25 protein-coding genes are annotated in these 22,362 nt (G+C 62.2%); 13 read left to right on the top strand and 12 right to left on the bottom strand.

Annotated elements, in window-relative coordinates; genetic code table 11:
• Nucleotides 1–7 precede the first annotated feature (7 nt).
• Genes moaC through moaE form a run of 3 tightly spaced genes read left to right on the top strand, consistent with a single transcriptional unit; the run spans nucleotide 8 to nucleotide 1,172 of the window.
• Nucleotides 8–481 (top strand): cyclic pyranopterin monophosphate synthase MoaC, encoded by a 474-nt coding sequence (gene moaC / locus C8K66_RS22025; protein ID WP_046384623.1) that lies wholly within the window; start codon nucleotides 8–10, stop codon nucleotides 479–481.
• Nucleotides 478–720, top strand: a complete 243-nt coding sequence (gene moaD / locus C8K66_RS22020; protein WP_046488654.1) for a molybdopterin converting factor subunit 1 — start codon at nucleotides 478–480, stop codon at nucleotides 718–720. Before moaC ends, moaD begins: the two co-directional genes overlap by 4 nt.
• 2 nt (nucleotides 721–722) lie before the next feature.
• Nucleotides 723–1,172, top strand: coding sequence for a molybdopterin synthase catalytic subunit MoaE (gene moaE / locus C8K66_RS22015; RefSeq protein WP_017848647.1), 450 nt, complete (start codon nucleotides 723–725; stop codon nucleotides 1,170–1,172).
• Between the two features lie 147 nt (nucleotides 1,173–1,319).
• Here moaE and rhlB read toward each other — a convergent pair whose 3' ends face one another.
• The gene (rhlB, locus tag C8K66_RS22010; protein WP_046488650.1) at nucleotides 1,320–2,801 is read right to left on the bottom strand and encodes an ATP-dependent RNA helicase RhlB; all 1,482 of its coding nucleotides are present in this window, start codon (nucleotides 2,799–2,801) and stop codon (nucleotides 1,320–1,322) included.
• 96 nt (nucleotides 2,802–2,897) lie between these two features.
• A complete protein-coding gene (locus tag C8K66_RS22005) occupies nucleotides 2,898–3,554 on the bottom strand; it encodes an alpha/beta hydrolase (RefSeq protein WP_017848649.1) in 657 nt (218 codons plus the stop codon).
• A 345-nt stretch (nucleotides 3,555–3,899) separates the two neighbouring features.
• Between C8K66_RS22005 and C8K66_RS22000 the strand changes: the two genes are divergently transcribed.
• The 4 genes from C8K66_RS22000 (at nucleotide 3,900) to C8K66_RS21985 (ending at nucleotide 8,069) form a co-directional block, all read left to right on the top strand.
• On the top strand, nucleotides 3,900–4,931 hold the full coding sequence (locus tag C8K66_RS22000; protein ID WP_046384621.1) for an amino acid ABC transporter substrate-binding protein: 1,032 nt from the start codon (nucleotides 3,900–3,902) through the stop codon (nucleotides 4,929–4,931).
• Nucleotides 4,932–5,003: 72 nt separating this feature from the next.
• On the top strand, nucleotides 5,004–6,185 hold the full coding sequence (locus C8K66_RS21995; RefSeq protein ID WP_079442895.1) for an amino acid ABC transporter permease: 1,182 nt from the start codon (nucleotides 5,004–5,006) through the stop codon (nucleotides 6,183–6,185).
• A gap of 10 nt (nucleotides 6,186–6,195) precedes the next feature.
• Nucleotides 6,196–7,293, top strand: a complete 1,098-nt coding sequence (locus tag C8K66_RS21990; RefSeq protein WP_017848652.1) for an amino acid ABC transporter permease — start codon at nucleotides 6,196–6,198, stop codon at nucleotides 7,291–7,293.
• An 11-nt stretch (nucleotides 7,294–7,304) separates the two neighbouring features.
• Complete coding sequence (locus tag C8K66_RS21985; RefSeq protein WP_003171943.1) at nucleotides 7,305–8,069, top strand: amino acid ABC transporter ATP-binding protein; 765 nt, start codon at nucleotides 7,305–7,307, stop codon at nucleotides 8,067–8,069.
• A 64-nt stretch (nucleotides 8,070–8,133) separates the two neighbouring features.
• On the opposite strand, the gene C8K66_RS21980 is transcribed toward C8K66_RS21985, so the two are convergent.
• Both C8K66_RS21980 and C8K66_RS21975 read right to left on the bottom strand, forming a co-directional pair.
• Nucleotides 8,134–8,622: a type II toxin-antitoxin system MqsA family antitoxin gene (locus C8K66_RS21980; RefSeq protein WP_046384619.1), complete on the bottom strand. Its 489-nt coding sequence runs from the start codon at nucleotides 8,620–8,622 to the stop codon at nucleotides 8,134–8,136.
• Complete coding sequence (locus C8K66_RS21975) at nucleotides 8,619–8,930, bottom strand: type II toxin-antitoxin system MqsR family toxin (RefSeq protein WP_057004286.1); 312 nt, start codon at nucleotides 8,928–8,930, stop codon at nucleotides 8,619–8,621. Before C8K66_RS21975 ends, C8K66_RS21980 begins: the two co-directional genes overlap by 4 nt.
• Nucleotides 8,931–9,089: 159 nt before the next feature.
• Here C8K66_RS21975 and C8K66_RS21970 point away from each other — a divergent pair, with 159 nt between their 5' ends.
• Together C8K66_RS21970 and C8K66_RS21965 are read left to right on the top strand one after the other, a co-directional pair.
• Nucleotides 9,090–9,749, top strand: coding sequence for a FadR/GntR family transcriptional regulator (locus C8K66_RS21970; RefSeq protein ID WP_017848655.1), 660 nt, complete (start codon nucleotides 9,090–9,092; stop codon nucleotides 9,747–9,749).
• A complete protein-coding gene (locus C8K66_RS21965) occupies nucleotides 9,739–11,004 on the top strand; it encodes a CynX/NimT family MFS transporter (RefSeq protein ID WP_108525924.1) in 1,266 nt (421 codons plus the stop codon). Before C8K66_RS21970 ends, C8K66_RS21965 begins: the two co-directional genes overlap by 11 nt.
• Here the strand turns inward: C8K66_RS21965 and C8K66_RS21960 are convergent.
• From C8K66_RS21960 to C8K66_RS21925, 8 genes are all read right to left on the bottom strand, one after another.
• Nucleotides 11,001–11,642 (bottom strand): DUF1120 domain-containing protein, encoded by a 642-nt coding sequence (locus tag C8K66_RS21960; RefSeq protein WP_108525922.1) that lies wholly within the window; start codon nucleotides 11,640–11,642, stop codon nucleotides 11,001–11,003. The genes C8K66_RS21965 and C8K66_RS21960 overlap by 4 nt on opposite strands.
• A gap of 17 nt (nucleotides 11,643–11,659) precedes the next feature.
• The gene (locus C8K66_RS21955) at nucleotides 11,660–12,784 is read right to left on the bottom strand and encodes a DUF1120 domain-containing protein (protein WP_108525920.1); all 1,125 of its coding nucleotides are present in this window, start codon (nucleotides 12,782–12,784) and stop codon (nucleotides 11,660–11,662) included.
• Nucleotides 12,785–12,794: 10 nt separating this feature from the next.
• Entirely contained in the window at nucleotides 12,795–15,233 is a 2,439-nt protein-coding gene (locus C8K66_RS21950; protein WP_046384614.1) for a fimbria/pilus outer membrane usher protein, read from the bottom strand.
• A 124-nt stretch (nucleotides 15,234–15,357) separates the two neighbouring features.
• Complete coding sequence (locus tag C8K66_RS21945; RefSeq protein ID WP_046384613.1) at nucleotides 15,358–16,086, bottom strand: fimbria/pilus chaperone family protein; 729 nt, start codon at nucleotides 16,084–16,086, stop codon at nucleotides 15,358–15,360.
• A 79-nt stretch (nucleotides 16,087–16,165) separates the two neighbouring features.
• Nucleotides 16,166–16,792, bottom strand: coding sequence for a DUF1120 domain-containing protein (locus C8K66_RS21940; RefSeq protein WP_017848661.1), 627 nt, complete (start codon nucleotides 16,790–16,792; stop codon nucleotides 16,166–16,168).
• A gap of 56 nt (nucleotides 16,793–16,848) precedes the next feature.
• Entirely contained in the window at nucleotides 16,849–17,475 is a 627-nt protein-coding gene (locus C8K66_RS21935) for a DUF1120 domain-containing protein (RefSeq protein WP_046384612.1), read from the bottom strand.
• A gap of 64 nt (nucleotides 17,476–17,539) precedes the next feature.
• Entirely contained in the window at nucleotides 17,540–18,160 is a 621-nt protein-coding gene (locus tag C8K66_RS21930) for a DUF1120 domain-containing protein (RefSeq protein ID WP_046384611.1), read from the bottom strand.
• A 44-nt stretch (nucleotides 18,161–18,204) separates the two neighbouring features.
• Nucleotides 18,205–18,834, bottom strand: a complete 630-nt coding sequence (locus C8K66_RS21925) for a DUF1120 domain-containing protein (RefSeq protein WP_017848664.1) — start codon at nucleotides 18,832–18,834, stop codon at nucleotides 18,205–18,207.
• Nucleotides 18,835–19,248: 414 nt separating this feature from the next.
• On the opposite strand from C8K66_RS21925, the gene C8K66_RS21920 reads away from it, so the two are divergent.
• The 4 genes from C8K66_RS21920 to C8K66_RS21905 all read left to right on the top strand — a co-directional run bounded on the left by C8K66_RS21920 (nucleotide 19,249) and on the right by C8K66_RS21905 (nucleotide 22,330).
• Nucleotides 19,249–20,076 (top strand): response regulator, encoded by an 828-nt coding sequence (locus C8K66_RS21920; RefSeq protein WP_186351966.1) that lies wholly within the window; start codon nucleotides 19,249–19,251, stop codon nucleotides 20,074–20,076.
• Between the two features lie 181 nt (nucleotides 20,077–20,257).
• A complete protein-coding gene (locus tag C8K66_RS21915) occupies nucleotides 20,258–20,893 on the top strand; it encodes a response regulator transcription factor (protein WP_026140231.1) in 636 nt (211 codons plus the stop codon).
• A 227-nt stretch (nucleotides 20,894–21,120) separates the two neighbouring features.
• Nucleotides 21,121–21,759 carry a DUF1120 domain-containing protein gene (locus C8K66_RS21910; protein ID WP_046384610.1) on the top strand — a complete coding sequence of 213 codons (639 nt, stop codon included), beginning with the start codon at nucleotides 21,121–21,123 and terminating at the stop codon, nucleotides 21,757–21,759.
• Nucleotides 21,760–21,859: 100 nt separating this feature from the next.
• Complete coding sequence (locus C8K66_RS21905; RefSeq protein ID WP_046385353.1) at nucleotides 21,860–22,330, top strand: nuclear transport factor 2 family protein; 471 nt, start codon at nucleotides 21,860–21,862, stop codon at nucleotides 22,328–22,330.
• The last annotated feature ends 32 nt before the right edge of the window (nucleotides 22,331–22,362 follow it).

The following is a 22,362-nucleotide window of genomic DNA, read 5'->3' as shown; positions in this document are numbered from 1 at the left end:
TATCCCTGTGCTGACTCATCTCGATTCCCAAGGTCGCGCCCATATGGTCGACGTCACCGACAAGTCCGTGACGTTCCGAGAGGCGGTGGCTGAAGCGCGGGTGCGTATGCTGCCCGAGACACTGAAAATGATTGTCGATGGTGCCCATCCCAAGGGCGATGTGTTTGCCGTGGCCCGTATCGCCGGGATCCAGGCGGCGAAAAAAACCAGTGATTTGATCCCCTTGTGCCATCCGCTGATGTTGACCGGCGTCAAGGTCGAACTGAGCGCCGAGGGCATAGACTCCGTGCACATCGTGGCGCGCTGCAAACTCTCGGGCCAGACCGGCGTAGAGATGGAAGCGCTGACGGCCGCCAGTGTCGCTGCGTTGACCATCTACGACATGTGCAAGGCCGTGGACCGCGGCATGACCATCGAAAACATCCGCCTGCTGGAAAAGCTCGGCGGGAAAAGCGGGCATTTCAAGGCGGACCAGGCATGAGCATCAACGTACTGTTTTTTGCCCGCTACAGCGAAACGATCGGCCTGGATTCCCTGGAGATGGAAGGCGACTTCGCCACCGTCGACGCGGTGCGCCAGGCATTGGTCGGCGATCCGGGCTTTGACGTGCTCAACGAGACCAGCTTGATGTGCGCGCGCAATCAGGAAATGTGCAGCGTCGACGAGCCGCTCGAAGCCGGTGATGAAGTCGCCTTCTTCCCACCCGTGACCGGAGGCTGAGCATGGCCATCCGTGTGCAGCCCGCGCCGTTTGACCCCGGCGCCGAAGTCAACGCGATGCACGCTGCCAATGTCGGCGTCGGCGCGGTGGTGAGTTTTGTCGGCTATGTCCGCGACTTCAATGACGGCCACGACGTGGCGGGGATGTTCCTGGAGCATTACCCCGGCATGACCGAAAAGGCCCTGGCCAAGATCGCCGTGGAAGCCGAACAACGCTGGCCGCTGCTCAAGCTGGAAGTGCTGCACCGCATCGGCGCGCTGGAACCGGGCGAGCCCATCGTCTTCGTCGCCGCTGCTAGCGCGCATCGTCAGGCTGCGTTTGATGCCTGCGCGTTTGTGATGGACTACCTGAAGACCCGTGCGCCGTTCTGGAAGAAAGAAAGCACCAGCGAAGGTGCGCGTTGGGTGGACGGGCGCGACAGCGACCACGCCGCAGCGGATCGCTGGAAGTAGCCAGCCGAACACCTATCTCAAAATCAGCTGAAATCAAATGTGGGAGGGGGCTTGCCCCCGATAGCAGTGGGTCAGTTGGCAAATTCTGCGACTGACACTCCGCTATCGGGGGCAAGCCCCCTCCCACATGTTTGACCGCATTTGAGCTTACGGGCGTTTGCGTTCTACAGCCCGGAGCAAGTGCGTCGGCGGTGTCTCGCAGCTGATCTTGCGGCCCAGCAGCGTCTCGATCGACGGCAACTGATACGAGTCATCCTCCCCGGCAAAGCTGATCGACACACCCGCTGCCCCGGCACGGCCGGTGCGGCCAATACGGTGTACGTAGTCGTCGGGCATTTCGGGCAGGGTGAAGTTGATCACATGGCTGATGCCGTCGATGTGAATCCCGCGCCCGGCCACGTCGGTGGCCACCAGCACGCGGATCTTGCCTTCGCGAAAGCCTTCCAGGGTCTTGATGCGCTTGTGCTGCGGCACGTCGCCTGACAGTTGCGCGGCGTTGACGCCATCACGCACCAGGCGCTCTTCGATACGGCGCACTTCGTCCTTGCGGTTGGCAAACACCATCACGCGCTCCCAACCGTTGTCGTTGATCAGGTTGTAGAGCAGCTTGTACTTGTCGGCACCGGCCACGGCGTAGATGTGTTGCTCGACGTTTTCGCTGGCGACGTTCAGCGCCTCGATCTCGACGATGGACGGCTCGGTGGTCCACTGCTTGGCGAGGTTCATCACGTCTTCGGTGAAGGTCGCGGAGAACAGCAGGGTCTGACGCTCGTTTTTCGGCGGGGTCTGGCGAATGATCTGGCGTACTTGCGGGATAAAGCCCATGTCGAGCATGCGGTCGGCTTCGTCCAGCACCATCACTTCGACCATGTCCAGGTGTACGTCGCCGCGCTGGTTGAAGTCGAGCAGGCGGCCCGGAGTGGCAACCAGGATGTCGCAGTGGCGCGCTTCGAGGTGCTTGAGTTGCTTGTCGAAGTCCATGCCACCGACAAACGTCATGACGTTGAGGCCGGTGTACTTGGTCAGGTCGGCGGCGTCCTTGGCGATCTGCACCACCAGCTCGCGGGTCGGGGCGATGATCAGCGCGCGCGGCTCACCCATGTAGCGTTCTTTCGGCGGCGGCGTTTGCAGCAGTTGGGTGATGATCGAGATCAGGAACGCGGCGGTCTTGCCGGTGCCGGTCTGGGCGCGGCCGATGGCGTCTTTGCCGGCCAGGGTGAAGCCCAGCACCTGCGCCTGGATCGGTGTGCAGTACGGGAAGCCCAGGTCCTGGATGGCGTGCATCAGTTCCGGTGCGAGCTTGAAATCGTGGAAGCGGGTTTTGCCTTCCTGGGGTTCGACGACGAAATCTTCGAGTTTCCACGGTGTGACGGGCGGCTTGGGCGCGCGTTCACGGCGTGCGGCTTTTGGCGCAGGCGCAGGCGCAGTTGCCGCAGCGGCTTCGGCCGGTTTCGGCGGTTCGGTTGGCGTCACCTCGAGCGGTTTCGGCGCGGTCACAGGCGCGGCCAGGCCAGGCTGTTTACCGTCGTGGCGGCTGCCGGGTGTCGGGACGGGAGCACTGGGAACTGGCGCGAGCGGCTCAGCCTCGCTTTTGCCGAACATCTTCTTGAGTGCTTTGAGCACGGTGATCTCATTAATTGGTTAAGGAATATACGCCGGCCAGTGTAATGCAAGAATCGGGCGCGGCGTAGTGCGTCTGTCATGTGGCTAAATAAACGGCGGCGTTCAGCGCAGTCGTTCGGCCAACCACGTACCGATATCGCTGATCTCTTCGGGTAACACTTCGTGACCCATTGGGTATTCCTGCCATGTCACGGTGACACCACGGGTCTTCAAGTGCTCGTAAGCGCTGCGCCCCATGGCGTTCTGTACCACCTCGTCGTACTGGCCATGCAGGCACAGCACCGGAATGCGCTGTTGACTGGCGGATAATTCCAGCTCGTCGTCGAAGGTCGGCGCATAAGTGGAGAGGGCAATCACGCCACCCAAGGCGCCTTGCCATTTATGGAAAGCGGTGTGGTACACCACGGCGCCACCCTGGGAGAAACCCGCCAGGAAAATCCGCGAGGCGTCTATTCCGCTGCTTTTTTGTTCCTTGATCAAATCCGTGACCATTTTGGCCGACTCTTTCAGCTCTTCCAGGCTGATGGACCGCGCCGGGCTCATCGCCCTGATGTCGTACCAACTGGGCATCTCATAGCCGCCGTTGATGGTCACCGGGCGGGTCGGTGCTTGAGGCAGGACGAAGCGGGTGGTCAGCAGGTTTTCCTGCAGCGCTTGGGCCACCGGTTGGAAGTCGTAGCGATCGGCACCCAGGCCATGCAGCCAGATTACGCAGGCGTCTGCAGGCTTGGTGGGCTGAAGAATCAAGGGGTTGCTCATGTCTGCTCCATTGATGTGCGTGCGCTCCGATTGAGTGCGACGGAACGGTGCGCAATAGTTTGATCTGTTACGAGAATGTCGCAAGGTTGAATCTTTTGCCATTGACCTTGGGCTGAATCGACTCAGCAGCCACTCTGGTACGCGCTTTGCTATGTGTAGGTCGATGTCAGATCTTTCCTGGGACGGTAACACTATCAGTGACTGCCGTTTGTGGGATAGCAACTGGAATTACTGCGACTGCCTCATGCTGCTTGACCCTAATAAAAGCCAACACGGGTCGATATCGCCTCATAAGGGTGCGCTGAGGTTCTAGCTCCGACACAACAAGAGCAACTGGAGGTTTGAATGAAGGTATTGAAATCCACCCTGGCCATCGTTTCCGCGGCCGCTGTATTGGGTGTCAGTGGTTTCGCCCAAGCCGGCGCCACCCTGGACGCCGTGCAGAAGAAAGGTTTTGTGCAATGTGGCGTGAGTGACGGCTTGCCGGGTTTCTCGGTACCGGATGCCAGCGGCAAGATCCTCGGGATCGACGCTGACTTCTGCCGCGCGGTAGCCGCTGCTGTGTTCGGCGACGCGAGCAAGGTCAAATTCAGCCAGTTGAACGCCAAGGAGCGTTTCACCGCGCTTCAATCCGGCGAAGTCGACATTCTGTCCCGTAACACCACCATGACCAGCTCCCGCGATGCGGGCATGGGACTGAAGTTCCCCGGCTTCATCACTTACTACGACGGCATCGGCTTTCTGGTAAACAACAAGCTGGGCGTTAAAAGTGCCAAGGAACTGGACGGTGCAACCATCTGCATCCAGGCCGGCACCACCACCGAGCTGAACGTTTCCGACTACTTCCGTGGCAACGGTCTGAAATACACCCCGATCACCTTCGACACCTCCGACGAAAGCGCCAAGTCGCTGGAGTCCGGGCGTTGCGACGTACTGACCTCCGACAAGTCCCAACTGTTCGCCCAGCGCAGCAAGTTGGCCTCGCCGAAGGACTACGTGGTTCTGCCGGAAACCATTTCCAAGGAACCGCTGGGCCCGGTCGTGCGTAATGGCGACGACGAGTGGCTGGCCATCGTGCGCTGGGTTGGCTACGCCATGCTCAACGCGGAAGAAGCCGGTATCACTTCCAAAAACGTCGAAGCTGAAGCCAAGTCCACCAAGAACCCGGACGTTGCGCGTCTGCTCGGTGCCGACGGCGAATACGGCAAAGACCTGAAAGTGAAGAAAGACTGGGTCGTACAGATCGTCAAGCAGGTCGGCAACTACGGTGAAGTGTTCGAGAAAAACCTCGGCAAGAGCACGCCACTGGAAATCGACCGTGGCCTGAACGCGCTGTGGAACAACGGCGGCATTCAATACGCACCCCCTGTGCGCTGATCGCTGATGGTTCTATCACCCGGTGGGCCAACCGCCGGGTGATGTTCTGTTCCATTCTTTCCGGGGCACTTCATGCAAAATAAAATCGGCGCACCAAAGCAGAAGCTCAGCTTCAGCGATCCCAAAGTGCGTGCGTGGCTCTTCCAGATCATCACGATTGTGGCGGTGGTCTCGCTGGGCTGGTACCTCTTCAACAATACCCAGACCAACCTTCAACACCGGGGCATTACCTCGGGCTTCGACTTTCTTGAGCGCAGTGCCGGCTTCGGCATCGCGCAGCACCTGATCGACTACACCGAATCGGACAGCTATGCCCGGGTGTTTGTGATCGGGCTGCTCAATACCTTGCTGGTGACCGTGATCGGCGTGGTCCTGGCGACCCTGCTCGGGTTCATCATCGGCGTGGCCCGCTTGTCGCCCAACTGGATGATCAACAAGCTGGCGACGGTGTACGTGGAAGTGTTCCGCAACATCCCGCCGTTGCTGCAAATCCTGTTCTGGTACTTCGCGGTGTTCCTGACCATGCCGGGGCCGCGCAACAGCCATAACTTCGGCGACACGTTCTTCGTCAGCAGCCGTGGCCTGAACATGCCGGCCGCGCTGGCCGCCGACGGGTTCTGGCCGTTCGTGGTCAGCGTGGTCGTGGCCATCGTGGCCGTCGTGCTGATGACCCGCTGGGCCAACAAGCGCTTTGAAGCGACCGGCGTTCCCTTCCACAAGTTCTGGGCGGGTCTGGCGCTGTTCATCGTGATCCCGGCATTGTGCGCCTTGGTCTTCGGCGCGCCGTTGCACTGGGAAATGCCCAAGCTGCAAGGCTTCAACTTCGTCGGCGGCTGGGTGCTGATCCCTGAACTGTTGGCGCTGACCCTGGCGCTGACCGTGTACACCGCGGCGTTTATCGCCGAGATCGTGCGCTCGGGCATCAAGTCCGTCAGCCACGGCCAGACCGAAGCCGCACGCTCCCTGGGCCTGCGCCCCGGGCCGACGCTGCGCAAGGTCATCATCCCGCAAGCCCTGCGGGTGATCATTCCGCCGCTGACCAGCCAATACCTGAACCTGGCGAAAAACTCGTCGTTGGCCGCCGGTATCGGTTACCCGGAAATGGTTTCGCTGTTTGCCGGCACGGTGCTCAACCAGACCGGCCAGGCCATCGAAGTCATTGCCATCACCATGAGCGTGTACCTGGCGATCAGCATCAGCATTTCCCTGCTGATGAACTGGTACAACAAGCGCATTGCGCTGATCGAGCGGTGAGGAAACGAGCATGAGTTCGCATACGTTCAAACCTGATATGCCACCGCCGAGCAAAGTCTTCGGGCCGATGGCATGGATGCGCGCCAACCTGTTTTCCAGCTGGCTCAACACCCTGCTGACCTTGTTGGCGTTTTACCTGATCTACCTAGTCGTGCCGCCGATACTGCACTGGGCGATCCTCGACGCCAACTGGGTCGGCACCACTCGCGCCGACTGCACCAAAGAAGGCGCCTGCTGGGTGTTTATCCAACAGCGCTTCGGGCAGTTCATGTACGGCTACTACCCCGGCGACCTGCGCTGGCGCGTAGACCTGACCGTGTGGTTGGCCATCGTGGGCGTGGCGCCGTTGTTCATCTCGCGTTTTCCACGCAAGGCGATCTACGGCCTGGGCTTTCTGGTGTTGTACCCGATCATTGCCTTCTTCCTGTTGCGTGGCGGCATTTTCGGCCTGACCAGCGTGGCCACCAGCCAATGGGGCGGCCTGATGCTGACCCTGGTCATCGCCACCGTCGGCATCGCCGGTGCCTTGCCGCTGGGGATTGTGCTGGCGCTGGGGCGGCGCTCGAACATGCCGGCGATTCGTGTGGTCTGCGTGACCTTCATCGAATTCTGGCGCGGCGTGCCGTTGATCACGGTGCTGTTCATGTCCTCGGTGATGCTGCCGTTGTTCCTGCCCGAAGGCATGGGCATCGACAAGCTGCTGCGGGCGTTGATCGGCGTGATCCTGTTCCAGTCGGCCTACGTGGCGGAAGTGGTGCGCGGTGGCTTGCAGGCGATTCCCAAAGGTCAGTACGAAGCGGCCGCGGCGATGGGCCTGGGTTACTGGCGCAGCATGGGCCTGGTGATTCTGCCGCAAGCCCTGAAGATGGTGATCCCCGGCATCGTCAACACGTTTATCGCGCTGTTCAAGGACACCAGCCTGGTGATCATCATCGGTTTGTTCGACCTGCTCAACAGCGTCAAGCAAGCCGCCGCCGACCCGAAATGGTTGGGCATGGCCACTGAAGGCTACGTGTTCGCCGCCCTGGTGTTCTGGATTTTCTGTTTTGGTATGTCGCGCTATTCCATTCATTTGGAACATAAGCTCGACACAGGCCACAAGCGTTAGGAGTTGATGTTATGAGCGAAGCGATCAAACAGCCTGTGAGCCCTGAAGGCATTATCCAGATGCAGGGCGTGAACAAGTGGTACGGCCAGTTCCACGTATTGAAAGACATCAACCTCAACGTCAAGCAGGGCGAGCGTATCGTGCTGTGCGGCCCGTCGGGTTCGGGCAAGTCCACCACCATCCGCTGCCTCAACCGCCTGGAAGAACACCAGCAGGGCCGCATCGTGGTCGATGGCGTGGAGCTGACCAACGACCTCAAGCAGATCGAAGCGATCCGCCGCGAAGTCGGCATGGTGTTCCAGCACTTCAACCTGTTCCCGCACCTGACCATCCTGCAGAACTGCACGCTGGCACCGATGTGGGTGCGCAAGATGCCCAAGCGCAAGGCCGAAGAAATCGCCATGCACTACCTGGAGCGCGTGCGTATCCCGGAGCAGGCTCACAAGTTTCCGGGGCAACTCTCCGGCGGCCAGCAACAGCGCGTGGCGATTGCCCGGGCGCTGTGCATGAAACCGAAAATCATGCTGTTCGACGAACCGACCTCGGCCCTCGACCCGGAAATGGTCAAGGAAGTGCTCGACACCATGATCGGCCTGGCCGAAGACGGCATGACCATGCTGTGCGTGACCCACGAAATGGGCTTCGCCCGTACCGTGGCCAACCGCGTGATCTTCATGGACAAGGGTGAGATCGTGGAACAGGCGGCGCCGAATGACTTCTTCGACAACCCGCAGAATGATCGGACCAAGTTGTTCTTGAGCCAGATTCTGCATTGATCGATGGTTGATGCTTGAAGCGATAAACCCGGCACCAGGCCGGGTTTATTTTTGCCTGCTGTTTTTACGCGGACGCTTGAGTTGCAAGCTGCGCATCTTTTGCGATCAGCAGATGGTTCAGGTCTTCGCCGGCATTGAGTGCCTCTATTTCGGCCAATAGATGCGGATGTTTATCCAGTAGACGCATCAATGTGAGCAGTGGCGCGGGCGGAAAGATCTCAGCCCTTTCGTAGCGGGAAAATGCGTTATGGCCGCGGCCGGTCAATAGCCTCACCGCGTCTTTCTGCGTCAGATGCAATTTGCGGCGAATTCGTTTCATTTCGGCGGCGATGATTGTCCTGGCATCCATTAACAACTTATCGCTGGCATCGGAATAACGCTCTGCGCTATCGGTGTCCGAATCGAACTCGACCTCGTGACAGGCCTGGCATTCCCAGCCTGCAATATCAGGGATATCCCGGATCATGCCGCGTGTGTTGATCGTGAAGTTGCGACCTTCGAAATGCTGCATTGCGTCATGGGTTCCGCAGCTCACGCATTGTTGGGTTTTCATAAGGTTTTCTCCTTGAAGGAGATTACGGGAGGACCACCGCCTGGGCGGTAAGTCACTTTGATGTAAATCTCCGTAGCGTAAATCTTGATCAGATAGACGTCCTGCCACACACGGTGGTCTGAATAGGTCGTCATTGACGTGTACAACATTCGATTCTCAAGGGCGCAGACCGCGAGTCGCATCTGGCCGATGTTCAACTCAAGTTGTCGAGCCGCCTCCCGCGCGCTTGCGGTGAATGCTCTGCTACCCAACCTGATGACATCCGCCTTTATCACCGCCAAATCGTAATGAGGTGTGTACTTTTCCATAAGACACCTAAGGCTGAAATTACCCTTTAAGGGTAATTTTAACAATCGAAAATACTGCTCCGTTTCCCTGCCTGAAAACCCTAGTGCGTTGCCTTTGTAGGCAAGTCCGAATAGGCTGTAGGTAAATTCATCCTATGATTGGACGAAAGCGCAAACCCTATGACAGACATCTCCCCGCTGATCAAACGCTCCCTGGTCGACCAAGCCCTCGAGCAGCTGCGCCAGCGCATCACCCAAGGTACGTGGGCCATCGGCGAGCGCCTGCCCACCGAGCCTGAGCTGGCGGCGGAACTGGGCATCAGCCGCAATACCGTGCGCGAGGCCATGCGGGTGCTGGCATTCTCTGGATTGATCGAGGTCCGCCAGGGCGACGGCAGTTACCTGCGTTCGATGACGGACCCGCTGGGCGCCATGCGCGCGTTATCCCATTGCAGCCTGGAGCAGGCGCAGGAGACGCGGCAGATCCTGGAAGTGGAGGCCATCGGTCTGGCCGTCCTGCGTCGCACCGAGCAAGACCTGCACCGGTTGCGCGAGGCGCTTGATGCCAGCGCCGCGCTGTATCACGGTGAGCTGGAGGCCTACATCAGCGCCGATCTGGTATTCCACCAACGGCTGGTGGACGCGGCGCACAACCCGGCGTTGAGCGAGTTGTACCGGTACTTTTCCAGCATCATCGGCGCGCAACTGCGCCAGACCCTGAACATCTCGCCGCGTCGCCAGGCGGTGTTCGACCTGCACACCGCCCTGCTTGATGCCGTAGCGCAGCAAGACCCGGAGCGCGCCAAATCCCTTTGCCGGCAGTTGATCAATGAACCCTGACGCCCCACGCACGCCTGAGTTGGAAGAATTGCTGATCGACGCCGAGGCCGACGACGATGCAGTCCAGCACAGCCCCCCGTCGACGAGCCGGCCATGGCTGTTGCTGCTGGGCCTGGTGCTGGTGGCGCTGAACCTGCGCCCGGCGCTGTCGAGCCTGTCGCCGCTGCTCAGTGAGGTCTCGGCCAGCCTGGGCTTGTCGGCGGCCAGGGCCGGTCTGCTGACCACCTTGCCGGTGCTGTGCCTGGGCCTGTTCGCGCCGCTGGCGCCGCTCCTTGCGCGGCGCTTCGGTGCCGAGCGGGTGGTGCTGGGGATCTTGTTGACGCTGGCCGGCGGTATTCTGCTGCGCAGTGCGTTCGGTGAGGTCGGGTTGTTTGTGGGCAGCCTGATCGCCGGGGCCAGCATCGGCATCATCGGCGTGTTGTTGCCCGGTATCGTCAAGCGCGACTTCGCCAGGCAGGCGGGCGCGATGACTGGGGTCTACACCATGGCGCTGTGCCTGGGCGCGGCGTTGGCGGCGGGGGCCTCGGTGCCCTTGAGCGACTCCTTCGGCAACCGTTGGAGCATCGGGTTGGGCTTCTGGATGGTGCCGGCGTTGCTGGCCGCGCTGTGCTGGTTGCCGCAAATCGGGCAGAAGCACGGCGCGCATCGCGTCGCCTACCGGGTGAAGGGCTTGCTGCGCGATCCGCTGGCCTGGCAAGTGACCTTGTACATGGGCCTGCAATCGTCCCTGGCCTACATCGTGTTCGGCTGGGTGCCGTCGATCCTCATCGACCGCGGCCTGAGCGCCACCGATGCCGGGCTGGCGCTGTCCGGTTCGATCATCGTGCAACTGCTCAGCGCCCTCACCGCGCCTTGGCTGGCCACGCGCGGCAAGGACCAGCGCCTGGCCATCGTGGTGGTGATGCTGCTGACCCTCGGCGGGCTGATGGGCTGCCTGTACGCGCCCCTCGACGGGCTGTGGGGCTGGGCGATTCTGCTGGGCCTGGGGCAGGGCGGTACGTTCAGCCTGGCGCTGACCTTGATCGTGCTGCGCTCGCGGGATGCCCACGTGGCCGCCAACCTGTCGAGCATGGCCCAGGGCTTCGGTTACACCCTGGCGTCCCTGGGCCCGCTCGCGGTGGGCCTGATTCACGACTGGACCGGCGGCTGGGCCGCCACCGGTTGGGTCTTCGCGGTGATCGGCCTGGGCGCCATCGTCGCTGGCCTCGGTGCGGGGCGCGCGCGGTACGTCGAGGTCAGCAGCGAGAAAGTCTAGAGGTACTCCACCTCCAGCGTCGCCGAACCGTCCATGAGGATGTCGGTACTCAGGTCCAGATTCTGTTTGGCGTTGATCACCGTCTCCAGGCTCAGCGTGCTGGTCAGGTTCTGGATCGCCATGGGGCCGGCGGTGCTGCCCGCGGTGTCGGTGAAGCCCAGCAGGCTCTTGGCGCCGATGTTGATCGGGTTGCGGTTGGCCGCGCGCCAGGCCACGCCGCCGGTGGTGGACTCGGTGCCGTGGACCTCGGCCACGCCACCCACCACGGTCTGCTGCGGATCGAACGTCAGCGAGTACACGCCGATCTTGTTCGCGCTGTTGTCCAGGCCCAACCCGTAATAAATCTCGCTGTTGACGTGGGCCGAGCCGTCGCGGTTGTCGTGCATGCGCAAGGCATAACGCACCGGGCCGTTGCAGGTCACCGTCAGGTTCAGGGACTTGACCGGCAGCCGCGTGCCGGTCGTGAGGTTGAGGTCTTGCTGGGCGATCTTGCCGAAATCCACCACGCCGTTGGCCGACAGGCTTGGCGCGCAGGACACCGGGATGATCCGGCCGTTGACGTTCAGGTCGACGGGGGCGGCGGCCTGCGCCGGTTGGCTGAACAACAGGGGCACGAGGATCAGGTAGCGAGCAATCATGGGAGGCTCCGAGGGGCTTAGAAGTAGGTGATTTCCAGGGTCGCCGAACCGTCGAGCCGCACTTCGCTGCGCAGGTCCAGGCTGTCGAGCGGCGCGATGAAGGCTTTCAGGCTGAGTAATGCGTTGAGGTTTTGCAGGGCATTCGGGCCTTCGGTGCTGCCGGCCGTGGCGGTAAACCCGAGGAGGCTGCGCGCGCCCAAGGGGATCGCGCTGGCGCTGGCGCTGCTCCAGGCGGCGCCGCCTGTGGTCGAGTCGGTGCGATACAGCTGGGGCAGGTTGTCGGCGCTGGCCTGGGCGGGGTCGGCCAGCAGGTAATAACGGCCGACTTTCTGCCCGCGTGCATCCAGGCCCAGGCCGTAGGCGGTTTCATCGATGCCGCCGGTGGCTGAGCCGGCGCGGTTGTCGTGCATGACCAGGGCAAACGGAGTCGGGCCGTCACAGCTGACCGTGAGGCTCAGCGCGCGGGCGGGCAGGGCGGTGTCTTTGTCGCGGTGCAAGTCGCTGACCGACAACTTGCCGAAGTCCACCGTGCCGTTGTTGGCCAGGGTGGGCGTGCAGGCCGTCGGTGCGAAGCGCGCTTGCAGCTGCAATTCCCGTGAACGCCCGGAGGTGGGCGCGTCCACCTGCGCCGAGGCTTCCCAGGTTTCGGCATCGCGCACGCGGATCGCTTCGTCCCGCGCCCACGCACTCACCTGCAGTTGCGCGGCAAAACTGCGCCCGGTGGCGGGCTGGCCGTCGTGCAGCGGGACGATGCCGTGGTCGGCGCGCCAGGCCAGGCTCGTGCCGATTTGCGCGGGCGCCTGGCCTGGGCCGGCGAGCAAGCCGAGTTGCACCGCGTGGCCATCGAGCACCGCGTCATGCACTTGCACGCGGTAATTGCCGCCGTCGCCCAAGCGCAAGCGCTCGGTGCCGGCAGCCAGGGCGCGGTAGAACAGGCTCATGTCGCCCGGTTGCGGGCAGTTCAAGGTCAAGGACAGGCGCCGTTCGCCGAGCAGGTGTTCCGCTGCCGGTGCTGACGCGACGGCGCGGTTCATCAGACCAAAATCCAGGCGCGATTCGCTCAGGTCCAGGCGGCAGTCGTCCTCGGCCAGGGCCGTGCCGGCGAACAGCAGCAGGGCTGCCAGGCTGTGTTGAAGCTTCATATTGGGGTCCTCAAGGTCGCTGGCAGCGGGCCGGTGCGGTTTCGAAATACACGTGGGGGTCGGCCTTGGCCGGCAGTTCAAAGCGCAAGTGGCAGCGCGGCTGGTCAGGGGCCTTGATCCATAGCGGGCGGGTGTCGAGCACGTCGGGCAAGAACACTTGGTTGCCTTCCTGGACCAGGGTGATGAACTCGCCGTCCTCCGTGGTCACGGTCGAGCCGCGTGGCATCGGGGTGTCCAGGGTCAGCAGCGCACGCCGGGTGAGCGACACGCCGAACTCGATGCGGTCCACCGCGCCGCGGCCTGCCGATACCACCGCAAGCCCGTTGTGGATGTCGGCATTGCGCGGCAGCGAACGGGTGTGGACTTCCAGCGGGCTGCGCCCATAGGCGCTGAGCTGAGGCGCCACGGCCTGGCCTTGCCAGTCGGTCCACACCGGGCCGCTGGGGGTGTTGACCTTGATCCCGGGCATATCGCCCACCGCCAGCACGGCAAAGGTGTCGCGCACCGGGTAGGGCGAGAACGTCAACCCGTCGGCGTGCAGCACCATCCCGCCGCGTGCGCCGCCCTGGTAGCTGGAGCGTTCGGCGTCAGCGCGCGTGTAGTTGAAGTCCAACTGGCTGTAGAACGGCAGGGCCGACACGCCCAGGGACGATTCGACTTCGCGGTCGCGGGTGTCATGTTCGACGCCGACGCGATACGCCAAGTGGTCGTTGATCTGCTCGTTGAGCCCCATCCCGGTGCGGTGCTCGCCGCCGGAATTGCGCACCCAGGCGCGGCCACGACGGCTTTCGCCGAGGGGCAGGCTGACCGTCAGGTACAGGCTGTCGTCGTTGTAACGACGCCCGCCCATGTGCCATTCGGCGGTGGTGGAAATCGACATACCGGCGACCTGCGTACCCCAGGAGGCGAGGGCGCGGCTGCTGCTGTCGCCCTGGAACGAGGACGAACGGGAAACCCCCGCGCTGAAGGCGCCCAGCCACGGGTGCGACCACGAGCTGGTGGCGCTCTGCTGGTCGCGGTAACGCGCGCGTTGCTGCTCGCGGGTGTCGGCGATGTAGGTCGATTCGGTGAGGTCGCGGTAGCCCTGGGTGCGCCAGGAATTGGCTGCCGTGAAGGCCCAGCGCTCACTGAGTTTGTGCGACCACGACAGGTCGGTCTGCACCCCGCGTTCCTGGGTGCGCCGCGAGGCTTCGGAGGCGACCACGGCCACTTGCACCTGACTGTCCGGCAGCGGCAACAGGCCCAGGCTCAGGCCCGCCGAGCGATAATCCGCGGCCGCCAACAGCCCGCTGCCGAAGCTGAGCTGCGGATGCGGCGCGGCGCTCCAGCCGGCGCTCAGCACCCAGGGTTCGGCGCCCGGGCCGTCGCCGATATTGCGCACCCGCCCGGCCGCCACCGAGTAGCCGGGCGCGGGCAGCCCCAGGCCGAGCATGGCGGCGGGCACGGTAAAGCGCCGTTCCTCGCCGGTGCTTTCCTTGACGGTGACTTCGACGTCGGAGCGCCCGTTGAGGCGCGGCACATTGCTCAAGCTGAACGGGCCGGCGGGCACCACTGTGGAGTGAATCAACGCGCCGTTCTGGCGCACTTCCACCTGCGCCGGGCCGTTGGCGATGCCGTTGATGGTCGCGCCCTGGTTCTGATCCTGCAGGGCCTGTTCGGTGAGCACCTGCACGCCGGTGATTGGCGCACCCGCGAGCACCGGGTTGTAGAGGTTGATCTGCCCGGCCTGCAACACCGCCTGGTGGCTGGCGAAGGTGCGCTGGGCGTAGGCGTCCAGATGGGTGGTGCTTGAGCGGCTGTCCTGCCAGGTCTGTACCTGGCGGCTGCGCACGATCCAGTCGCCGGCATTGAAGCCGACCTCGGTATTGGCCGAGCCAAAGCGGCTGGAATCGTTGCGGTAATGGTTGTACAGGCCGGTCACGTCGTAGTTGAGCAGCGCCGCGAAACCGCCGGTCTGATAGCCGGAAATGTCCTGGGTGAGCGGGCGCAGCGCCTGGGTGGGCACCACCAGGTTCAGGCTCAGGTTGGCCGGGTCGTGCTCGACCACGGTCTGTGGGTATTGCTCGAGAAAGGCATAACAACTGCTTTCTTCTGCCGGGCCCGAAGACGGTGTCACCAACTGCGCGGCGTCCAGCAGCGGCGGGTCGAAGCATGTGGCGCCGTGCTGATCCACGCTGACATCGACGCGCCCGCGCCGCTGGCCGTTGACCGTCAGGTTGAGCGCATGGCGCCCCTGGGTAAAACGCGGGGTCTGCATCAGCAGGCTGGCGAGTTCGGGATCGATGCCGCGCTGGAGCAGGGTCTGTGGATCAAACGAACCTGTCGACGACTGCTCTGCCCATGCCAGGTTCGTCAGCAACCCCTGACTGAGCGTCAGCACCAGTAATGCCAGGCGCGGTGAAACGCCGGGCACGGCTTTGCCGTCACGGTAATGGATGACTGTGTTCACACAAATGCACTCGGATGATGGAAGTACCCGGCGTGATTCCCTATCGCGTCAGGTCTTCCCGGTGGCCTTCAGCGGGTGGCCACTTCGTGATAGTGGCGCCGTCGTGTCCCTGGGCGCCGTTGCATCACAGGCTTATGGGCGCGTCGTGGGGCGCGACCGCAAAGCCATACACTGTGGCCGGTTGCAGGCGCACGCTGGTGGCGCCGGCGCCGGCGCCGGCGCCGCTGGCGGTGACGGTCAGCGTTTCACCGGGCAGCACATAGGTGCGCGGCAGCATCGCCGAAGCATTGCCGGGCAGCAGTTGCAGCTCCTGGGCCAGGCGCACCACATACGGGGACGGGTTGTGGACGCTGAGCTGGTCGGCTTTCAAGGTCCATTGCAGGCCCAGCCACGGCGTGCGATTCGGCGCCAGCCCCTTGGGATGAATGATCACCGGCAGGTTCTGCCGCACGGTCACGCCCACTTGCGCGCGCCCGAGCTGGGCCGGGTCGCGCTGGGCGGGCATGCCCTCGAAAATCACCCGTTTGAGGCGCTGGGTTTGCAGCGGCGCCTGGGTTTGCAGGATGAAGCGCACCAACTGGCTCTTGGACGCCTCGACGCGGGTCAGGGGTGGAGTCACGAACAGCAGCGTGTCGCTGTCCTCGGGGATGTTTTCGAGGGTGACGTGCAGCAAGGCCATTTTGGTGTCGGTGTTGGTGACCGAGACCGTGGCCTCGCCATCGGCCTCGTTGACGATCACCACCGAGGTGTCCGGGACCATGCCGTCGGCACGCGCGACGGTTGCACCGAGGACGGCCAGTGCCACGCAGCAGAGACGCGGCAGCCAGCGCCAAACGGAAAAAAACGAGTTCATAACAGGGCTCTTCTATACAGGGCGCTTCAAATGGGCCGACATGCGCGCGGTGGGTGACCGGGGCGCCGACGGCACGGTGTCAGAGGTAACGCAGGTCCAGCGTGATCGAGCCATCGAGGGGCACCTCTTCGTGGAGCGTCAAGGTGTTGGCCGGGCTGATCGAGGTGTCGACCCGCAGGGACGCCACCAATTGCCGGATCGGCGCGGGCAGCGTATCGCCGGCCCGGGCAAAGCCCATCAACAGACGCGGGTACATGTTAGGTTCGGGCTTCCAGCTAGCCCCCTGGTCGGATGAGGTCAGGGTTTGCATCGGCTGCGAATCGCCTACCGGGCCGCGCAACGACAGGCTGACCGACCCGAGGCGTTCGTCGGGGGCATGGGGGTTCATGCCCAGCCCATAAAAATAATCCGGCGCCAGCGATGACTCACGCTTGTTGTCGATGCCCACCAGGGCGAACAACACCAGGCCTTCGCAACTGATGCTCAAGCCCATCTGCTGGTTCGGCAGCACGGTGAACTCACTCGGATGCAACGTCGTCGCCAGGATCTTGTCGTGGTCGACAAGGCCGTTGTCCGACAGCGATACGCTGCACGCGCTGGGGGTGATTCGCCCGTTGACGTCCAACTCCACGCTCGAGAGCGCGAAGGCCAAGGGCGCCGCCGCCAACAGAAGGGTGAGGGCCGGCAAGCGAGTAAGCAGGTTCATGGCTTGAGTTACCTGGTGTTGAACGGGTGGTACGGGCATCGGGCAAGGCGGTGGCGTTACAGGTAGAGGACTTCGACCGTGACCGAACCGTCGATCACCGTGTCTTCGGTAATCGTCAGGCCCTGGGCCGGCAGGATGAATGGCTTGACCGAGAGCGCCACCTGCGTGTTCTGGGCCGGCACAGGCACCCGCGCCGCGCCGATCTCTTGGATCGAGATCAATTGATTGGTTTGCCAGCCCATGTCTGGCCGCATAGAGTTCCAGGTGGTGCCGTTGTCCGACGACCGGATCATCCCGACGGGCGTGTTATCGGCGACGCCCTGGTCGAGGAACATGAGGTAGCCGCCAATACGCTGACCGGCACTGGTCTTACCGATGCCATATTCGATGATGCTGTTTGCCGAGTCGGTGCGGTTGTCGGTGGCCGTCAGGGCAAACAGGGTCGAGGCTTCGCAGTCGATGCCCATTTGCAGGGTGACCGGGGTGAGTTGGGTCCGGGTGTCCAGGTTAAGGTCCTTGACCGAGACCCGGCCGACGTCGATGGTCTCGGCCGACAGGCTCGGCATGCACGCCGAGGGCACAATCAGGCCCTTGACGGTCAGGTCAACGGTGGAGGCGGCGAGCACCGGGAAAGCGCAGCCGATCAGTACGCCGGTAACGCTGGTACGCAGTAGCTTTTTCATGACGGGTGAAGCTCCAGGGATGGATAGGAATACAGGGGGTCCAGGGGGACAGGGGGTTACGCTGTTACAGGTACTTCATCTCAAGGGTCGCGTGCCCGTCGACGAGGACTTCGTCGGTGAGGGTCAGGCCATCGGCACGGGCAATTCGGGTGTAGAGCACAATGTCTGCTTCGAAGATCGTCACGGCCATTGGCTGAGTAGGGTTGTCCATTGCGGCAATCGCGAGCAGGTTGAGGTGGCCCAACTGCGTACCGGGGGTCCACGTGGTGCCGCCATCCAGCGACACGATGGTTCGCACGGCCATGGTGTCCGCCATGGGGTTGCTCAAACTCAGCGAAACGCTGCCCAGTTTCTCGTCGTTGGGGGTCGTGCCCAGGCCGTGGTGGTTGGGGATCACCGATGTGCCGTGGCGGTTGTCGATGGTGGTCATGGCGAAGAGCGTCGAGCCTTCGCACCGCACGTTCAGGTGCAGGGTGTTGCGCGGCAGCAACGTGTCTCGGTCTTGGTTGAGGTCGCGCACGGTCACCTTTCCGTGGTCGATGGTGCCGCCTTCAGCCAAGCCCGGCGTGCAGGCTTTGGGCGTAATTACGCCGCTCACGCTCAGCTCGGCCTGGCTGCTGGCTAAAGCGCTGGGCACGTTCGCCAGCAGCAGACTCGCCAACAATGCGGGGAAATATTTATCCATGAAATGAACAACCTCTCTGGGCAATGCCCTGCGTGGATGATGAGTTACAGGTACTTGACCTCGATCGTGGCGGAGCCGTCGATCAGCACTTCGTTGCTCAAGTCCAGGCTGTTGGCGGCGGCGATCTGGGTGTCGATCACCAGCTCGCTGATCACGTTCTTGATCGGGATCGGCTTGGGATCCTGACCGTTCGACCTGTCGCCAAACGCCGCCATGTACGGGTTTTGCCAAACCACATCGTCAATGGCTTGCCAGCTCACGCCATCCAATGACTCGATGGGCTCGACGGCGACGTTGTCGGCCACCGGATTTCTCAGGGAGAGCCAGAACGTGCCGATTTTCTGCAGGTTGTTGATCAGGCCCAGGCCGTAGCCGAAGCCGTAGATTGACGACCCGGCGCGGTTGTCGGTGGTGCGCAACGCAAACAGGGTTGCGGCCTCGCAGTCCACATTGAGTTGCAGCCTGGCGGTGGGCAGGCTGGTCGGGCTGTCGAGGTTGAGGTCTTTTACCGAGACCTTACCGTGATCCACCACACCACTGGCGGACAACGTCGGTGTACAGGCGCTTGGGGTAATCACGCCTTTGACGGTCAATTCCACGGTACTGGCGGCGAAGGTCATACCGCTGCCGACAAGGGCGATGACGGCGGTGAATGCGGCTAAGGGCTTTTTCATGTGATCGAGCTTCCGATGCAAAACTGATTGCCGAGGGGCAAAGGGGGACCCGTCGGTAACTAGGTGGCGACCGCCTGGAGTGGCCGGTCGCGTCCCGCTCTGGGGATGCCGGGCAATCTATCGGGGGGAGGGCGTCGGGCAAATACAACAAATACGACAATGGGCGGATGTCGCACACGCCCAATCGACTTGTCGGAACTCGTTTTTTTGTGTGTAGGAAATATAAGGGTTTCGTAGTTGTTGTATCGCGCAGGCGGCCTAATTCAAATAGCGTTCCGGCCGATACATCTTCACAGCACATTCGAACAGCCAGGCGTGTTGCGTGCCGTACCCGGTACCTATGTCGGCGGATGTTCTGTCGGCCATTGAGGTTGCCGATCCCCGCGCCGTGCGCTTATTGAATTTGAGGTAGTCATGTCATCAGGCCCTATCCCAGGCGACCGAGCAGGGGATGACCTGGCCGCACAGCCGGCGTCAACCCGGCATTGGCGTGAGCTCAAGGTGTTGTTGGTAGACGATCATCCCGCGTATTGCCTGCTGATGGGCGCGATGCTGGAGCGGTTGGGGCTGGCATTTGCAGTGTGCGCGCACGGCCAGGCTGCCCTGGCGATTCTGGACGTCAGCCGCGCCGACCTGATTTTCAGCGACTGCCAAATGCCGGTGATGGATGGCTATGCCATGACCCGCGAGCTGCGCCGCCGCGAACTGCGCGACGGCACGGAGCGCGTGCCGGTCATCGCGTTCACCGGCAAGCTGGGCGCGCGCGAAATCCAGCAGTGCCAGGCTGCGGGCATGGATGCCTGGCTGGCCAAACCGGTGACCTTTCAACAACTGCGCCAAGTCCTCGGAGACTGGCTGCCCGGCCCGCGTATCAGCGAGACCGCGCAGCCGGTCACGGCGGTGGAGGGGCGCTGGCCGAGTCGCGGCCGGTTGGGGCAACTGTTCGGCTGCAGCGAGGCGCTGCCCGGCATCCTGGCAAGCCTGGTGTATGAGGCCGAGCTCGATCTGCATGCGCTGGCCCAGGCCACCGACGGCCTGCAAGCGCAGGCCACGGTCGAGCATTTGCACCGCTTGATCGGCAGCGTGGCGTTCTTCGGCGCCACACCGCTGGAAATGCGCGGTCATCAGTTGATCGAGGCGATCAACCGCGACGGTGTGGCCATGCACCTTCAGCGCTTGCTCGCCTTGCGCAGCGACTTGATGGGGTATCTGAAATATTTGTCGCTATTAGGAAAAGGATGACAGCTAAGACCGATGGCTTCTGTAGGTCTTCAGAGTGGGCAATTTCCTTTTTTTCTGTGGGGTAAAATTCTGCTCCCAGGGATTGCTGGGCTATCTGCCATTACGGCGTTTGGGGGCGGTTGTTGCCGATCCGATCCGGGAGTATTTTGCGCGGATTCAAGTTGCCATCATGGTGGTGCTCATGCTTCGCGTAATTATTGCTGACGATCATCCCATCGTGCGTATCGGGCAGAAAGTGGTGATAGAAGCCAATGGCCGGTGCAAAGTTGTCGCCGAGGCCGACGGCCCGGATCAGTTGCTGGCGCTGGTGGACAGCACCCCGTGCGATATCCTGGTGACGGACTTCGCCATGCCGGGTAACCAGCAAGCCGACGGCTATGGCTTGCTCGGCCTGATGCGGCGCCGGCACCCGGACTTGCCGGTGATTCTGGTGACCATGTTTGCCAACGTCGCCACGTTGCGCGAATCGTTTGCCCAGGGCGCGCGGGCGATCCTGGCCAAAAGCGCGTCGGCCCGCGAACTGCCCCTGGCGATTGCCGCCGTCAGTGAAGGGCGCACCTTCGTCAGCGAGTGTCTGCGCGCACAACTGGCGGAGGCCGGGACGGGCAATCAGCAAGCCGTGCCGCAGTTGTCCGGCAAAGAGCGCGAAGTGGTGCGGATGCTCGCCAGCGGCATGACCGTCAGCCAGATCGCGGCGCGGGTCAACCGCAGCATCTCGACCATCAGCAAGCAGAAAAGCACCGCGATGACCCGGCTGTGCATCTCCACCGATGTGGATTTGTTCGCTTATGCGCGTGCGGCGGGCATGGTGCCGTAGAAAGTTGCAGTTTCATGACGGTGCTAGAGTGAGTCAGGCAGTGTCTGAGTATCGTATTACTTGTATTAAGTTTGAATGAGTTATCCCTTAACTTGCGATGGCTGTCCTGGCATTGTTTGGTCGGGGCATACACTTCATTCTAATAGTTTTGTCTTGCTGGCGAGTTAAAGTAAGCGCGTCTGTGCGCTTGCCTGGCTCATCAAGTAATGACCGAAAGTGAGCCTGTTATGCAACCGTCCCGTGTACTTGTTGCCGCCGCGTTTTTACTGGCCGGTGTTTCTAATGTAATGGCCGCATCCAGTGTGGATATCAGCGTGGTCGGTACTATCATTCCGTCGGCCTGTACGCCAACTTTATCTGATGCCGGTACGGTGGATTATGGGAAGATCTCGATCAACGATTTTCCTAGACTGGGGGAGATGGTACTGCCAGCGGCGACGATAAACTTGGAGGTTACTTGTGACGCGCCGACTTTGATGGCAGTCAGGAGTCTGGACAATCGAGCCGGAACTGCGGCTGTTCAATCACCGTCACATGACCCGCTCACCGTGTATGGTTTGGGCTTGGCAAGTGGTGGGCAAAAGATCGGCAGGTACGAACTTAAGATGAACGATGTGACAGCCGACGAACAACCGAGAGTCGTGATTGAGTCCATCGATAAAGAGACGTGGTTTGCTGCCGATAACGCAACGTGGCAACCACGTTGGCTGCGCACCGTGAGTAACGGTAATATAATTCCCGTGGCAGTGACGACCCTTAAGACAGACCTGATGTTGAGTACAGTCCTCGCGCCCAAAGACTCTCTGCCGGGTGAGGAAGAAATCCAGATAGACGGCAGCGCCACTTTGGACGTTATCTACCTTTAACCCCGCCAGGCATCACTTATTCTCGTGACGAATAACCATGGCTTTCCCGTGTTACGAGGATTATCGTTCAGCACCCCTGACCATCGTGCGAATGTTGCCCATGAGTGATGCCCACAACGTCCTGATCACCGAGTTCTATACGGCCTTCCAACATCTGGATGCCGAAGCCATGGCCGCCTGCTACACCGACGACGTGGTGTTCAGCGACCCGGCGTTCGGCGAGCTGCGCGGGCGCGATGCCGGGGATATGTGGCGCATGCTCACCACGCGGGCCAAGGACTTTTCCCTGACCTTCGACCACGTGCGCAGTGACGACAGTACCGGCAGCGCCCATTGGGTGGCGACGTACCTGTTCAGCGCGACTGGCAATACGGTGGTCAACGACATCGGCGCACGCTTCGTGTTTCGCGACGGCAAGATCTGCGAACACCACGACCACTTCGACCTGTGGCGCTGGTCGCGCCAGGCCCTGGGCCTCAAGGGGCTGCTGCTGGGCTGGTCGCCCGCGCTGAAAAACGCCGTGCGCGCCCAGGCGCTCAAAGGCCTGAGGGCATTTCAGGCCAGTCGTTGATAAGATTGGCGCTCCTCTGGTTTGCCGAATCG

The organism is Pseudomonas sp. GV105, assembly GCF_003058185.1.
GTDB lineage: Bacteria > Pseudomonadota > Gammaproteobacteria > Pseudomonadales > Pseudomonadaceae > Aquipseudomonas > Aquipseudomonas veronii.
Note: the sequence above shows the minus strand (reverse complement) of the source record. Positions and strands in the feature narration are given on the sequence as shown.